Origin of the sequence: Bradyrhizobium sp. LTSP849 (assembly GCF_000938255.1) — a bacterium.
Lineage (GTDB): Bacteria > Pseudomonadota > Alphaproteobacteria > Rhizobiales > Xanthobacteraceae > Bradyrhizobium.
Genome location: NZ_JYMR01000056.1, coordinates 315,794 through 330,502, shown reverse-complemented (window position 1 = coordinate 330,502; position 14,709 = coordinate 315,794). Strand labels below are relative to the sequence as shown.

General features: G+C 60.2%; 17 protein-coding genes and 1 pseudogene. 1 reads left to right on the top strand and 17 read right to left on the bottom strand.

The features are described 5' to 3' along the window. Positions 1-22: 22 nt before the first annotated feature. Positions 23-1,717 (bottom strand): dihydroxy-acid dehydratase, encoded by a 1,695-nt coding sequence (ilvD, locus tag UB31_RS38750; protein WP_045014582.1) that lies wholly within the window; start codon positions 1,715-1,717, stop codon positions 23-25. A gap of 77 nt (positions 1,718-1,794) precedes the next feature. Next, positions 1,795-2,778: an ABC transporter substrate-binding protein gene (locus UB31_RS38745; protein ID WP_045014581.1), complete on the bottom strand. Its 984-nt coding sequence runs from the start codon at positions 2,776-2,778 to the stop codon at positions 1,795-1,797. Here UB31_RS38745 and UB31_RS38740 point away from each other — a divergent pair. Further along, on the top strand, positions 2,729-3,865 hold the full coding sequence (locus tag UB31_RS38740; protein ID WP_245306140.1) for an NAD(P)-dependent oxidoreductase: 1,137 nt from the start codon (positions 2,729-2,731) through the stop codon (positions 3,863-3,865). The two genes, UB31_RS38745 and UB31_RS38740, sit on opposite strands and share 50 nt — an antisense overlap. Positions 3,866-3,880: 15 nt before the next feature. On the opposite strand, the gene UB31_RS38735 is transcribed toward UB31_RS38740, so the two are convergent. The 15 genes and pseudogenes from UB31_RS38735 to UB31_RS38670 form a co-directional block, all read right to left on the bottom strand. Beyond that, positions 3,881-4,444, bottom strand: a complete 564-nt coding sequence (locus UB31_RS38735) for a flavin reductase family protein (protein WP_045001307.1) — start codon at positions 4,442-4,444, stop codon at positions 3,881-3,883. A 9-nt stretch (positions 4,445-4,453) separates the two neighbouring features. Continuing rightward, a complete protein-coding gene (locus UB31_RS38730; protein ID WP_045014579.1) occupies positions 4,454-5,683 on the bottom strand; it encodes an acyl-CoA dehydrogenase family protein in 1,230 nt (409 codons plus the stop codon). 63 nt (positions 5,684-5,746) lie between these two features. Further along, positions 5,747-6,403, bottom strand: a complete 657-nt coding sequence (gene maiA / locus UB31_RS38725) for a maleylacetoacetate isomerase (protein ID WP_050044948.1) — start codon at positions 6,401-6,403, stop codon at positions 5,747-5,749. Positions 6,404-6,480: 77 nt separating this feature from the next. Continuing rightward, entirely contained in the window at positions 6,481-7,740 is a 1,260-nt protein-coding gene (locus UB31_RS38720) for a CaiB/BaiF CoA transferase family protein (RefSeq protein WP_045001536.1), read from the bottom strand. A gap of 218 nt (positions 7,741-7,958) precedes the next feature. Further along, positions 7,959-8,093: pseudogene (locus UB31_RS41045) on the bottom strand (GNAT family N-acetyltransferase); the annotation flags it as partial. 148 nt (positions 8,094-8,241) lie between these two features. Further along, on the bottom strand, positions 8,242-8,478 hold the full coding sequence (locus tag UB31_RS38715; RefSeq protein ID WP_045001305.1) for a hypothetical protein: 237 nt from the start codon (positions 8,476-8,478) through the stop codon (positions 8,242-8,244). Between the two features lie 15 nt (positions 8,479-8,493). After that, a complete protein-coding gene (locus UB31_RS38710) occupies positions 8,494-8,832 on the bottom strand; it encodes a hypothetical protein (protein ID WP_045014578.1) in 339 nt (112 codons plus the stop codon). Between the two features lie 758 nt (positions 8,833-9,590). Continuing rightward, complete coding sequence (locus tag UB31_RS38705; RefSeq protein WP_045001534.1) at positions 9,591-9,959, bottom strand: hypothetical protein; 369 nt, start codon at positions 9,957-9,959, stop codon at positions 9,591-9,593. 257 nt (positions 9,960-10,216) lie between these two features. Then, positions 10,217-10,498, bottom strand: a complete 282-nt coding sequence (locus UB31_RS38700) for a hypothetical protein (RefSeq protein ID WP_045006664.1) — start codon at positions 10,496-10,498, stop codon at positions 10,217-10,219. Positions 10,499-10,538: 40 nt separating this feature from the next. Further along, a complete protein-coding gene (locus tag UB31_RS41035; RefSeq protein ID WP_245306139.1) occupies positions 10,539-11,342 on the bottom strand; it encodes a hypothetical protein in 804 nt (267 codons plus the stop codon). A gap of 172 nt (positions 11,343-11,514) precedes the next feature. Continuing rightward, entirely contained in the window at positions 11,515-12,300 is a 786-nt protein-coding gene (locus UB31_RS38690) for a sensor histidine kinase (protein WP_045014576.1), read from the bottom strand. A 102-nt stretch (positions 12,301-12,402) separates the two neighbouring features. Beyond that, the gene (locus UB31_RS38685) at positions 12,403-12,789 is read right to left on the bottom strand and encodes a response regulator (protein ID WP_245305552.1); all 387 of its coding nucleotides are present in this window, start codon (positions 12,787-12,789) and stop codon (positions 12,403-12,405) included. 291 nt (positions 12,790-13,080) lie between these two features. Next, on the bottom strand, positions 13,081-13,479 hold the full coding sequence (locus UB31_RS38680; RefSeq protein ID WP_045006667.1) for a response regulator: 399 nt from the start codon (positions 13,477-13,479) through the stop codon (positions 13,081-13,083). A gap of 115 nt (positions 13,480-13,594) precedes the next feature. Next, on the bottom strand, positions 13,595-13,855 hold the full coding sequence (locus UB31_RS38675) for a hypothetical protein (protein WP_045006668.1): 261 nt from the start codon (positions 13,853-13,855) through the stop codon (positions 13,595-13,597). A gap of 214 nt (positions 13,856-14,069) precedes the next feature. Then, positions 14,070-14,477 (bottom strand): hypothetical protein, encoded by a 408-nt coding sequence (locus tag UB31_RS38670; RefSeq protein WP_045014575.1) that lies wholly within the window; start codon positions 14,475-14,477, stop codon positions 14,070-14,072. Positions 14,478-14,709: the final 232 nt, after the last annotated feature.

The window sequence follows — 14,709 nt, the reverse complement described above, 5'->3', positions numbered from 1 at the left end:
CGTTTTCGCAGGGGTGCGCGCGTCAATCGAACCAGGGCCATTCTGCCGGGCCTTCATGCGTAACTGCTCCACCCCGCGCCTGCCCGACCAATCGAGCATATTTCGCAAGCGCACCTGCACGGTGACGTGGCGCTCTAGGCTTCCAATCGCGCCGGCGCGCCGCGAGTTCCTGCTCGTCGACCAACAGATCCATGCGGCGGCCGGCCGCATCAATCCGGATCCTGTCGCCGTCGCGAACAAGCGCCAGCGGGCCGCCAACAAAGGCTTCCGGAGATACATAGCCGATGCACATGCCGCGGGTCGCACCGGAGAACCGTCCATCGGTGATCAGGGCTACCTTCTCGCCCATGCCTTGCCCGTAGATCAACGCAGTGACGCCGAGCATCTCGCGCATGCCGGGCCCGCCGACCGGCCCTTCGTTGCGGATCACCAGCACCTCGCCTGCCTTGTAGCTGCGGTCGCGCACTGCTGCGACACAAGCCTCCTCGTCTTCGAACACCCGCGCCACGCCTTCGAAGAACTGGTTCTTCAGACCTGCAACCTTGATCACCGCGCCGTCCGGACAGAGATTTCCCTTCAACACGGCCACGCCGCCATCGGGCATGATCGGCGCGCGGGCCGCGTAGACGACCTCACCATCAGGCGCGTTGGCAGCGCCATATTCTTCTGCAAGTGTGCGGCCCGTGATGGTCAGGCAGCTACCATCAATGTGTCCGCTTTGAATCAGCTCGCGGATCACGACGGCGGCACCGCCGATATCGTAGACGTCCTTCGCTGTGTATTTGCCGCCGGGCCGCAGATTTCCGATCAGCGGCGTCCGGGCAAAAACCTCCCCGACATCGTCAATCGTAAATGTTATGCCGGCTTCGTTTGCGATGGCCGGCAGATGCAGGGCGGCGTTGGTCGAACCGCCCGTCGCAGCAACGATCGCTGCGCCGTTCTCCAACGATTTCCGCGTCACGATGTCGCGCGGCAGCGGCCCGCCGCGTTCCAGCATTTCCATCACCAGCCGCCCGGCTCGTCGGGAAATCTGCGCGCGTTCGGCATACACACCGGGCACCATCGAGACATTGGGAATGGTCAACCCCATCGCCTCGGACACCATCCCCATCGTGTTCGCGGTGAACTGGCCGGCACAGGCGCCGATGGTCGGCAGGCAGGCACGTTCGATCCGCTCGAGCGTGGCGCCGTCGATCTCACCGGTCATGAAGCTGCCGACAGCTTCGTAGGAGTCGAGTACCGTCAGGGTCCGCCCGTCCACGCGGCCCGGCAGCGAACTGCCGCCATAGATGAAGATGGACGGCACGTTGCAACGAACCATTCCCATCATCACGCCTGGAAGCGTCTTGTCACATCCGCCGTATCCGATCAGCGCATCATAGGCGAGGCCATGAACGACCGCTTCGATCGAGTCGGCGATCAGCTCCCGTGAAAACAGGGAGAACTTCATCCCCTCGTGGTTCATGCTGATGCCGTCGGAGACCGAGATGGTCGAGAATTCGCGCGGCGTGCCGCCGGCCTCCTCGATCCCGGTCTTGGCTGCAGCGACCTGGAAGTCATGGGTCATGTTGCAGGGCGTCTGCTCGCCCTTCATGCTGACGACGCCTACCATCGGTTTGGCGATTGCCTCGTCGTCCAGGCCCATCGCGCGCATGAATGCGCGATGCGGGGCCCGGTCGAGACCGTCGGTCGTTATCCGTGATCGCAGCTTCTTCATATGTGCATCATCTTCATGCAATGTCCCGCACATGGCGGGACATTGCGACCTCGTTAATTCAACAAGCGGTCGATCGCCTACTGTAGTGGCGCAACGATGGTCGGATGCTTGAACTGGGCGACATCCAGCTTCGGAAGCATTCCCGTCTCAGCATAGATATCCAGCATCTTCTGGATCGCCGGGAAGTTCGGCGCCGCACCCGGATCACGGCCGAAATCATTGTCCTTGAGCAGATAGGTCTCGAGCACCGGAACGGGCGCCTTCAGCACTTCGGACACCACCTTCAGCGTCTCTTCGCGGTTCGCCAGCGCCTTCTTCATGCCTGAGGTGATGTCGCGGACATAGGCCTTGACCAGGTCAGGGTTCTTGTCGACGAAATCGGCGCGGCACGCTTCCAGGATGTGCACGATGTTCGGCATAGCCTGCGACAGCGAGAATAGTTTGCGGGTGCCTCCCTTGGCTTCCGCCCGCGCTGCAAACGGCTGGTTCATGTTGACCGCATCGACCCGACCCTGCCGCAATGCATCTTCCGAGACGGCAAAGCCGACCTCGACCAGCTTGATATCCTTGGCCGGATCGATGCCGTTCTGCTTCAAGAGCAGATTGAACGGCCCTTGCGTCCCGCCGCCGATGACGGAAATGCCGACCGTCTTGCCCTTGAGGTCGGCAATCGTCTTGATCGGGGAATCGTCCATAACCGCCCAGTAGACCGAGAACCCGCCGGGCTTCTCGAAGACATGCTGCGCCACGATGTAGGCCTTGAGATTGCCGCCAACCACGCCGTTGGCGAGCGACAGCGGCGCCTGCGTAGCGCAGTCGAGCGCACCGGCTGCGAGCGCCTGCGTCATCGGCGCGGTGCCCTGGAATTGGGTCCATTCGATATTATAGGTCTTGCCGATATCGGGAAATTCGGCCGGCCTGCGCATCATCCAGTATTTGGATTCCTCGGCCGGGATCGTCCAGCCGACGCGGATCGTCTGCTGCGCTCGTGACGGGCTTGCGCCCGCAATCATGGCCGCCACAGCTCCTATTGCCAGCATCCACCTCGAAACCGTCCGCATCGCGCCCACTCCGTTGCTCCGGCGCCGACCGACGCCACCCAACCCGACCGGTCTAAATGTTTCATGGTTCAAACAATCAGGCAAGCCATGCATGCCGGCCCGGTTTCGCTGCGGCGCGCGTTATGTATGGTGCGGCAGCGGTTGCGAGCAGTTGCGCCGCGACAGAAGGAAGCAACCTATGGCTGATGCGAGCAAGGCAAACCCGCAAGGCGTCGAGAGGCTCGGCTATCTCGGCCTCGGACTGATGGGGACGCCGATGACCCGGCGCCTGCTCAAGGCAGGCTATCAGGTGACCGTCTGGAACCGTTCGGAAGGCAAGGTAGCTCCGCTCGTCGAGGCCGGCGCCAAGCGTGCAGCCACGCCCCGCGACGCCTTGGCCAATTCGGACATCGTCTTCATGTGTGTGACGGATGCAGATGCCGTGGAGGAGGTGATCTTCGGGCCCGAAGGCATTTCAGGCGCTTCCGGCGCAGGCAAGCTCGTCGTCGACTTCTCGTCGATTCACCCCGATGCCGCGCGCAATCTCGCCACTCGGCTGAAAGCCGCAAACGGTGCGGGCTGGATCGATGCGCCGGTATCCGGCGGCACCAAGGGCGCCGAAGAAGGCACGCTTGCCATCATGGCCGGCGGAGAAGCCACTGCCATCGAGAGGGTGCGGCCCTACATATTGGCCATGGCACGCAGGTTCACCCACATGGGTGCGATCGGCGCCGGCCAGACAACAAAACTCTGCAACCAAGTGATTGTCGGATGCGCGATGGCTGTCCTCGCGGAAGCAACACGCCTTGCCGTAAACGCCGGAATTGATGCCAACCGCTTGCCCGAGGCGCTCGCCGGCGGCTTTGCAGATTCCATTCCACTCCAGCTCTTCGTACCGCGCATGGTCCAGGGCATTCACTCCCCGCCGCTCGGCCACATCGCCACGATGCTCAAGGACCTCGACACGATTGCCGATGTAGCCCAGGCGACCTCGACTCCTGTACCGATGGCCACGCTTGCGGGACAACTCTTCAGGCTGGCCAAGACTGCGCGTGGCGCGGATGCCGATGCGCTGGAGATCTACAAGCTCTCCGCGGAAGAGCGGTAGGCCGCAACTCCCCACTTACGGCGACTTCTTGCCCTCATCGTCGGGAAGGAATCGGCCAAACGCGCCGCGCGCAAAGAGCAGTGGCTCTTTCGCGTTGTAAGTATAGGCCTCGACCGCGCCGAGAAAGATCACGTGGTCACCGCCATAATAGCGATTAACGGAGCGGCACTGAAAGTTGGCGACGCTATCGGCAAGCACCGGAGCGTTCCCGAGCCCTGGCGTCCAATCGACCCCGGTGAATTTGTCATCGGATGATTTGGCGAATTTGTTCGCAAGCGACTGTTGCGAAGCTCCAAGTACATTGACTGTAAAATGGCTGGCGTTCTGAAATGCGGTCAAGCTTGAGGAATAGGCAACAAGACTCCAAAGAACCAATGGCGGATTCAGGGAGACCGAAGCAAACGAGTTACAGGTTAAACCGTAAGGCTTTCCGTCCGGACCTGCGGCCGTAATGATGGTCACGCCCGTTGCATAGGTACCGAGCGCATTGCGAAAGTCGCGGGGGTCGATCGGCGAGCTGTCGCTCGCGAATTCGTTGGCTGGATCAGGGACGGCCGGCTGCTTTGGCGGATCATTCATCGGCCGGCCTCACAAGGTGAGATTCTCGGACGGCAGGCCAAGTGCCACGCGTCCATAATTGGTTCCGGCCGCATCAAAATTAAATGCAAGGTGCGAGTTGATCGCGTGCGCATCGCGGAACTGTCGCTGCAACACGCCCGTCGTGAACAAGCCGCGCGCCCCGCTCGCCGCGAACAACATCGAGACCGCATCGGTGCACAGATTCACCGAAAAAGCCCCGTCGCGCCGATATCTCGTCTTGGCCGTCATGTCCGGCACATGATGACGTCGCGCGTCCTCCATGGCATCGATGCAGGCGGAGCGCATAATCAAACGCGCAGCATCGATCTTGGCCGAGGTCTCCGCGATCTTGATTTGAGTGCTTTGAAAGTCGCTCAGCTTGGCGCGGTTGTAGGTCGATATGCGATGACGCGCGACCTCCGCATAGTCGTCCAGGCATGCCTGCGCATTGCCGAGCGCGACGCCGGACAATACATAGGGAAACAACGAGAACACAGGCAGAGCATACAGCGGGTTGGGATTGACGTTGCTTCCCGGCGCGGAACCGCCGGCGAGATCACCCACGGCGACCGTCATATGGCCGGCCACGAAAGCGTCCCTGACTTCCACGTCCGACGACCCGGTGCCGCGTAGCCCGGTGACGTTCCAGGTGTCGAGAATCTTGTAGTCGGCCTTAGGCAGCAGAAAGATACGATACTCGATGCCGTCAGCCTCATCGTCAGAAGAAACGACGCTTGCGAGCATATTCCACTCGCAGGAGGCGACCCCCGATGAGAATGGCCAGCTTCCGTGTAGCCGGTATCCGCCCTCGACCTTCCTGGCGCGGCCGGCGGGGAAGATGAACGATGACGCGATCAGCACGTCCGGGTCCCCGCCCCAAACCAGATCCTGTGCTCTCTGCTCGAACATGCCGAGCATCCAGTGATGACTTGCCAGATTGGCGAGATTCCAGGCCACGGATGCGTCCGCCTGTCCGAGCAGGTCGGCGCAATCGATCAGGGCGACGTAATCGAGCTCGGCGCCGCCGATGCGCTTCGGCTGGAGCATGCGGAACAGGCCGGTGTCGTGCAGGTCCCGCTCGGTCTCCGGCGGCAGGTGCCGCAACTCTTCGGTCCGGGCTGCCCGCTCCCGCAATTGCGGCAGGAGCGACCGGGCCCTCGCGATCATTGACGCATAGGCGCGATCGCCGGAGTCCGTCCCCGCCGACTGACCCGTGCTCGGCTCTCGACCAGGCGCCATTCGTATCCCTCGCTTTCACACAGTTATGCGGCGGGAACCTCGCCAAATCAAGCTGGCGCAACGTTAACGAGGTGCAGTCGCCCTGTAACCGGGCTGTTCGAAGGGGTGCGACGTCGCGAAGGCCGGCATTGCAAAGCAGTGCCCCGCAAGTCGCGCCACGGCCGGATATGACGCCACGTCGAGCTTCAAAAAGTGAGCTCCGACGACTTGGCCGGCAATGCAGATATCCGCGACCCCCACCTGCTTACCGAGTGTAAACGGCTCCGCTGGCCGCCGCTCCAACAGTCTCTCGTAGGTTGCTAGTCCTTCGATTGTCCAATGCTTCGCCCAACTCTCGATCGCATTGGCGTCTGCACCGAACATCTTCACGAGATGATTGCGGACACGCGGAGTCACCAGCGGATGCGCATCCGCGATCGTCACCAAGGCCAGAGATCGAGCATAGGCACGGTCGCCAGGGTCCGACGGCAGCAGCCTCGGCTCCGGCATGAGATCATCGAGATACTCGATGATCGCCAGTGACTGAAACACCCGGTGTTCGCCATGCACCAGCGTCGGAACGACACGCTCGGTGTTGACCGCGTCATAGACCGGGTTGAACTGCTCTCCGGACAGGATGTCGACCGGAATTTCCTCGAATGGTAGTCCCTTTAGCTTGAGGGCCACACGCACGCGAAACGAGGCAAGTGACCGCCAGAAGCCATAGAGCTGTATGTTCATCGTCAATCCTGTTGGCAAATGATGGCCGCGTTGCTCGGTTAGTCAGCTCAAGCGAAGTGGTAGCTCACCGTTCTGCTTCAAGATGGCTTGCTCGATCCAAAGACGCCCTTTTGAGCGAAGTCCACGATACGACGATCATCGTAGCCAAGAGTATCACGCAAAACATGCTCCGTATGCTCGCCCAGCAGGGGCGCAGCTACAGGATCGACCGCCGCCGTCAAACTCATGTTGATAGGAGGCTCGATGTTGGGGACCCATCCCGCCGTGGGGTGCGGAATCTGGCTCAGGCGGTGACGCTCCCGCGCCTCGGGCGCGTTGAATCCCTCCTCAACGGTGCGGAGATAGCCGACCGGGATATTGGCCAGCTTCATCTTCGCCATCCAGTTCTCGAGGCTGTCGCTTGCGAAAACCTCCGCGATAGCCGTCCGCAGGAGCTCTTTGTTCTCCGACCGCGCCTTCCGTGTCGCGAACCGGAGATCGGTGATGAGATCGGGGCGATTCAACACCTCGACCACCAGCCGCCGGTACAACCGGTCATTGGCGCAAGCCATGTAGAACGGCCCGTCGGATGCCTCGTAGACGCCGACGGTGGGAGAGCCACTCGGCGAGTTACCGAACCGGCCGGGATTCTCACCATTGATTAAATAGGCCATGCCGTAAAAACCAGTCATGCCCATGGCCACATCGAACAGGGCGACTTCAGCATGCTGCCCGCGACCAAGCCGATCCCGCGCCAGAAGCGCCAACAGGATGGCATTACAGGCCGACATCCCCGTCGCCATGTCAACGATGGGCGGCCCGGTACGAACGGCCGGGCCGTCAGCGAACCCATTGAGCGACATGAAGCCGCTTTCCGCCTGCGTGATGGGATCGAAACCGGGACGCGAGGCGAAAGGCCCGGTGCGTCCATAGGCCGAGATTGAGCAATAGACCAGCCGCGGATTAAGCGGCGCGACCGCTTCATAGTTGAGGCCGAACTTCTTCATGACCCCGCTCGAAAAATTCTCGACGACGACATCCGCCTTGCGGATCAGATCCAGCGCGATCTCGCGCGCTTCCGGTATGGCAAGGTCGAGCGCGATGCCGAGCTTGTTGCGGTTCAGGCTGAGATAGGCTGCGCTTTCACCACCGATCTCGGCATGCTCATAGGCGCGCGTGTCGTCGCCACCATCTGGATTTTCGATCTTGATGACGCGCGCACCGAAATCGGCGAGCGTCTGTGTGCAGGCTGGTCCCGCTACCACGCGCGTGAAATCGACCACCAACAGACCTTCAAGTGCGGTTGGCCCTCCCATCGCCCGCGACGGACGTTCCGGCAATTGAGGCTTCGTGGACATCATTGGCGCTCCCTTACATCGGCTTGTAGTCGCCGAATTTCCTGCATCGCAAACTTAAAGCCCGGCGACGCCAGCTGCGCAAGTACCTGATCCAACTCTCTCTCAAAACGCAAAAAGGGCCCGGCAGCTATCAAGCCGCCGGGCCAATCCGATCGAGCAAACTATTCACTGCAGAAGTGGCGTTCCGCGTCCCGGGAAACCGGACAATTATGCGCCCGTCACAGCCACTTTCTCCAATAGAGCGTGTTCGACCAGGCCCAGGGCACATCGGGTTCATAGAGCCGATAGCCGGCCTTGATGAAATTATTGCCCGACACCGGATTGTCCGTCGTATCTGAAACAATGCTGCGCCATCTTTCCGGTCTTCATCCTCAATGCCAAAGGATGCCAGCACCGATGCCACCGCCTTCAATACGATGGTATCGATACTCTCCTGCTGGAGCCTGTGCTGCTCGGCCAGCGTCTCGGCGACGATCGCCCGGATCTCGTCGTCCTAAATCTTCACCGCTTGATGATCCTTGCAACGTTCTCAAAGCCGCGTTTGGCGAAATAGAAGGAGATCACGAGATTGGCCGTGGTCGCAGCAAATCCCGCCAGGGCATCCGTGGAGCCAAAGCCAAGGACCTTGTCCCAGACCAAGAGCTTGCCCGAGCCGCGGCCACCGTAGACGCCCTTGTAGCGCGCAGGCTTGAGCAACGGCGCGAAGATCTTGGCCGTCGGAATTTTCAGGATGGACATCGCGAGCGCCTCTCCTCAAGCGATGGCGCCGGCGTCCTCGCCATCAAAATGTTCGGGATGCACGATGATCCGCTCGATCCGGTGGATCAGTTGCAGGACTCCGTCCTCGCCGTTCTCCAACGGCTGCGCCGCCTTGCCCCAGCCGCGATCGAGGATCGCATTGGCGGCCGAGACGCGAGCGGCCGGTGTTGAATCGTCGCTGCGCATGATCCCGACGAGAACGTTGACGGCTGTCTTGGTGTGGCTACGCGCGAGCGATCGGATTTCGGTCAGCGTTCGCGCCTTTGACGCTTTCCTGGCGACAGGCCGGCGGACCGGAACGCTCTCATGATCGCATTCGAGATCGTCACTCAAGCAAAAGTCTCCCACAAGGCAATCGCGATCAAGCCCGCAGTCGCGAGCGATATCAGGTACGCCGTCATTTTCTCTCCATGAAAGCAAGTGTGCGGCAGATCGCGCGACGAGGCGTGATCGTTTCGGGCGCGAACCCTATCCCCGTGTCCGGGGACCGCGGCGGCGGAGCGAGGGACTCGCGCCGCGGGCCGGCACGTTCGCGCGTGCTCGGCCAATAAGCTGGTTCGGACGGCGGCGCGCCATTCGGCGCTCCATGAAGTCTATCTGTGAGTGCGTTGCCATAATGCGTGGCCGCCGTCCGATTCCGAAAATCGAGACGAAAAAACCCGCGGCGGAATTGCGTCCCGCGCGGGTGAACCAAACTCGTCTCGATGATGTCATTCTGCCGGTGTTTTGCCCGACGAGTCAAACCTTGTTATGCACGATCTGAGTTCGACATGAAAAAGCCCGCCGCGGATTATGCCGCGCGGGCTGAAGCAAACTCATCTCGATGATGCCACTCTGCCAGTGTTTTGCCCGACGAGTCAAACGACGTCGGCGTGGCTGAAGGATGGACGTCAGCGGCGCGGCTTAGAATTCGAATGTTGGCGAGATCGACACGAGTTGGCTCGCCAACTCTGGTGACCGTCTGCGCCTTCTTCGTCTCAGGTTCATATGCAAGTGCCTCGCGCATCCATTGAGGCCAGCCGGTCGACTGAGGCTCTGGTCTGCCGGCGATGTGGTCGCAGACACAGCGACGGTTGCTCGCGCTCTAACACTCATCGCAATTCCCCTTCTTGCGATGAGACCGATTGTGAGACCTGCGAGAGATCGGATCTCTCAATGTGATTGACGGCCGGCGATGGATTATCCGGGTGCACGATCACTCGCTCGATCCGATGCAGCAATTCCATTGGGCCATGATCGGTAGCCAACGGCTGCACCGGCCTGCCCCAACCCCGGTCGAGAATGGCGTTTGCGGCGGCCACCCGCGCAAACGCATTCGCGGTCTCTCTCAACATGATTGCGGAAAGCACGTTGATTGCGCTCTCGGTCCTACTCCTCGCCAAGTCCTGAACGGCCACGAGCGTTGGAGCCCTGAAACGTTCACTATTGGGTTCCTCAGCGACTGGCTGATAAAACTGCATCTCCCCTCTTCAACCTGGCCATTTCCAAATCCCTTCCAGATACGCAATTGCGTCTTCGGAAACAAAAAGCCCGCGGCGGATTGCTCCGTGCGGGCTGAACCAAACTCTTTCGATGATGGCATTCTGCCAGTGTTTTGCCCGACGAGTCAAACTTTGGCCCACCGCACACCCTTCAAGACATCCGGTCTGCACTCACAAGCGGACGCTGGGTCAGTTTACCCGCTCGTCCGCTAAGGGCCAGAGGCGGACATGGCAGGTCAGTCATCTGGATCGGACCTTCCAACCAATCTGACCGAGCCCGGATAGTCGGCTGGCGCGCGACTCACATACCCGATTTCTTCAGAGAAATTTTTGCCCGCTTCTGTCCACCGCCCAAAGCGGGTATTCACTATTTCCATCAGTCCAAAGTCCGCAAGTACTTGGATTGCCCGCTCTCCGGCGGACTCCGCGAGATTGTCAACTTCATCGCCATGCTCGTGCAGATGTTGGTGAACCATGGCGACGAGCGCTATCAAGAGCTTCTTCTCGGTATCGGTCATGACTTTTTATTCCTTCCCACGCGATTGCGGTGGTAGGTGTCTATTTTGGCCCTGCAAGATGCCAATCGCCGTTCCGGCGCTCGACGAAAGCGGTTACGCGCTTCGTTGGTGTCTCAGTTGATGTCGCCACCAGCTCGACATGATCATCGCCCTCCCAGCCTGCAAACTCATAAAGCCATTGATCATCATCCGGGCTCCTGTAGTGCCATTCCTTGAGAGAGGGATCGGACGTGGCCAGGACAATATCAATTCCGTCAGGCGGTCCCGAAGGCCCGACGCCCGAAGCGACGGAGACGAGCCAAAGCTTGCCCGGTGAATAGTGCGGGGGCGCAACGATCTCCGATGTCTTGCCGCTATCGACGTGCACCAGAAGCCAACTCCCACCCTCCCAATAGCCTACTTCGATCAGCAACAGATCATGCTTGGGAAAATATCCGGTCAGTCGATATTTGACGCAGCCCTCTGCTTTGGGGGTCTGACATTTGGCGTCTTCATTGAGGTAGACCCGCGCCAGCCCGTTGCGGAATTTCAATTGCAGCCCCGGTCCTACGCGGCGGCCGAGGTCGCCGACCTGTTCTAAACATGCCCGTTCCGACCGATCCAGATCACCGACGCCCTTATCGCCGATGCATCGACCGTCTTGCGATGGACGATCTGACAAGGAAAATGTCGGTGGATCAGCTAAGGCTGTTGCGCACGAGAAGAGTGCTGCCGTCGCGGTTAGGGCGACACGTATCATGGCAATCTTGCGTTGGGTTCCGATGATGCTGCTGTCGTCCACCACTATCGCCTGCGGCCCTTCGGCAATATTAAGAGCTTCGTTCAAATCGGACAAATCGACCAAGTCTGTTGTGGGTCACGAGCGTCGGTTTGTCCGCGTGTGCGCGATGTCCGGTCTGGGCCCGACTATGCTCGTGCTGAACGCCGCCTCCATCTTCGCCTACGGGCCAGAAGGCGACATGGCCGATCAGCCGCCCACGTCCGATCATCCGTCTATATGGAGACCCTGCGTTAGGCTATTTACTCGCTATCGATGTTAAGGATGCCAGTGGCACATCGAGCGCGTACACGAAGCCGCTGGGCTCGTACGTCAACTGCACGTCGCCCTTGAGTTGATTGCCGAGCGTCTCGATCAGCCGCGTTCCGAAACTGCGCTTATCCGGAGCCCGAACCGCGGGGCCGTTCTTCTCGGTCCATTTCAGATGCAGGCGCTGCGTCCCGGGATCGAGCGTCCAGGCGATGTCGATGCGGCCGGCGGGCACCGACAATGCCCCAAATTTCGTGGTGTTGGTGCAGAGTTCGTTGAGGGTCATCGCAATCGCGATCACGGCTCCTGACGTCATCCGGACGTCAGGTCCCGCAATCGCGAATTTCGGCACATCGGGATTATCGAAGGCTTCGGTCGCGCCGCGCACGATCTTTTCTAGATCGGCGCTGGTCCAACGTGCCTGCAACAAGAGGTCGTGAGCCCGCCCCAGCGCCAGCAGCCGGCCTTCGATCGCGTGCTGCGCATGTTCGGCGCCCGCCACGTTGCGCAAGCTTTGGGAGGCAATGGCACTGACGGTCGCCAGCGTATTCTTGATGCGGTGGTGCAGCTCTTCAAGGATAAGCTTCTGCAGCTTGTCGGCCGCCTCGCGCTCGCGGGCGTCGATGCCGGCCTGATCGAGCAGCTCCTGGGCGTTGATTTCAGCCTGCGCCAATAGCAGCCGAAGGCTGACGTTCTCCGCCGCCAGAAATTCCTGCGGAGGGGCTTCTCCCGCACTCAATTGGTGCTGGTTTCGCTGATGATCGATCTCAAACATTCCTGACGGTAGCACCATACGTTGGGTTCCGCTCATATCAATTAAGACGAGATGGCTGCACGAGAGGGTGATTATCGCCGTTTTCGCCTGATAACGTCGGCGTCAGGCGTGGCCGATCATGCTCTGGATCTGGGCTATCATGACCTTTGCCTCCAGCGGCTTGCCAAAAAAGCGGCTGTTGGCGGGAATATCGATGCTAGCCAGCTTCAACTGGCCGGACACCAGGATGATCTTGATCGGCGGCCAGCGCGCATGCACGGAGTGCGCAAGTCCGAGGCCGTCCATGCTGCCGGGCATCTGGATGTCGGTGAACAGCAACACGATGTCGGATCTGGATTCCAGGATTGTGACAGCCTGGTCGGCATCGACCGCCTCGACCGAGATGTAACCGGCGTCTTCCACCATATCGACCGCGCGCATGCGAAGCAGCATGTCGTCCTCGACGACGAGAACGACCGCGGGAACAGGCGAATGATCAAGGGCCATCATGACGGGCCGCTTTCAAAGGTTAGGTGGAGGAAATCAGCCTTGCTCAAACCGGCTGGCTCAGAAAGGGTAGCTCAGAACGACTGGCAACAGCGGGATAAGCATCTTACGGCCCTTTTGATCCCAATTGCCTTAACAATAGTCGAATGACAGCCCGCGCTTGACGCCGTCAGATCAGCAGGGCTGAGCGACGGGAGTAAGGCTGCCAATGTCCGAGATGGGTCACCAGCCGACCTCGGCTTGCCAACTCGAAGACGTCCGCTCCGGGCCGAGCGCTCTGCGAATGGGGGGCCTTCACCCCGCCGGGGAGGCCGGCGGCGCGGCGTTCAAGAGGTTGGAAACGGCGGTAACAAGCTGCGCGGGCGCGAATGGTTTCGCCAGCATGATGCTGTTGGGGACGCCCTGTGACGCCCACTCGTCGACGTCCCTTCCGCTCATGTAGACGATGGGAAAATTGGGGTCGATTTCTCTGGCGTGTCGCGCGACCTGCCACCCGTCGACCTTTCCGGAACGCATATTGATGTCCGTGACAAGCGCCCGGTATTTGCCTTCGGCTGCATCAAGCAGCTCGATGGCGCTCTCGCCGGACGAAGCGATGACGGTTTCAAAACCTCCCTCGCTCAGGCAATCCTCGACGACGTTTCGAACATCCGGGTCGTCTTCGACGACCATGATCAGCAATTGGTTTGCCATTTGTGACCCCGCTTGCGCCGCCACAGGGACAGCAGGGGGTACACGCGGTCAGGAGATCATCGTTCCGGAGGACGTGAACAAAAGTGCACATAAACAAAAACAGGACCACGAAGGCTCAGCTGTTCTGCTGCCACCCGACGATCGCACCCACGAGGCACAGCACCGAGCCGAAGGCCGAGCCGCCCATTTGCATCCAGTACCGGATCGGCATGGTGTCCCGGTCATACACCTGCCGCGACCACCTCGACCAGTCCCACCAATCATCGCTGACGAACAGGATCTTTCGCTCGACATAGCCATACCAGGTCTTGCGGGCGCAAAAGACGCACGCCCCGAGCGCAACGAGGCGATAGCCGAGATCGAGAGCGGGGGTCATGCAAACATCCGTTCAGCAAGGACTGATCCAGGACCAGGCCGTATGTCGATCCTTTGGTCGGGCGGAAGGCCGGCGGAGTTCAAAACGATCTGGTTTCAGGCGTGTTTCGTCGGGATGACCACGCCGCTATTTCGTTCGCGGGAGGCGGCGTCGGCTAAGAGCCCAGGAGCAGACGGAGAAAGAGGCGGTCCACTGTTGCTCAAACACGGTCCGGCTATCGTTTTGGCCAGAAAGCGTTGGCTAGGATTTTGCAAACGAAGAACGCCGCCACGAGGTCGAGTGGGATGGTAAGCAAAGCTAGTGGAATCGAAGCCAAATAACCCTCGCCGCAATTTCCTCCCGAACCTCCTCCATGACAGGAAATGGTAGGAAAAAATAGGATGAGCACAAACAGCCCGATCGGTGTGACAATAGTGAGCGCCGCGATGATCGCACCAGCGGCAAGCCGTTTGAGAAAGAGCGTCAAGTCTGGCAGCTTTAGTTGCTTAAGCTTGTCCAGTGACGCTCGTTGCGCTTCTTCGGTCTGCGACTTTCGCCACCCCCGGATTACGATGACGAAGAACGCGATCAGAGGCGCGACCACCCCAAAGAAGCTAACAATCGATACAACGGTTAAGTGCATTGGATTGGATTACCACCGCTTCCTTAACTGGTTGCAAATTTCAGTAGGCTCGATACTGGGCGAGACCTGATAGCGAGGCGCTTCGTCAAATGTTCTGAGCGGTCAGAACTTCGACGTAAAATGTGGTCCCCCAAATGTCTGCAATGGGGTCAGAAGCGCACTCCATCTACGCCGCTCAGTCGGTATACCGCGCTGCAAAGCTACCTCTAACGGGCTGTCAAGGTCATCCAAT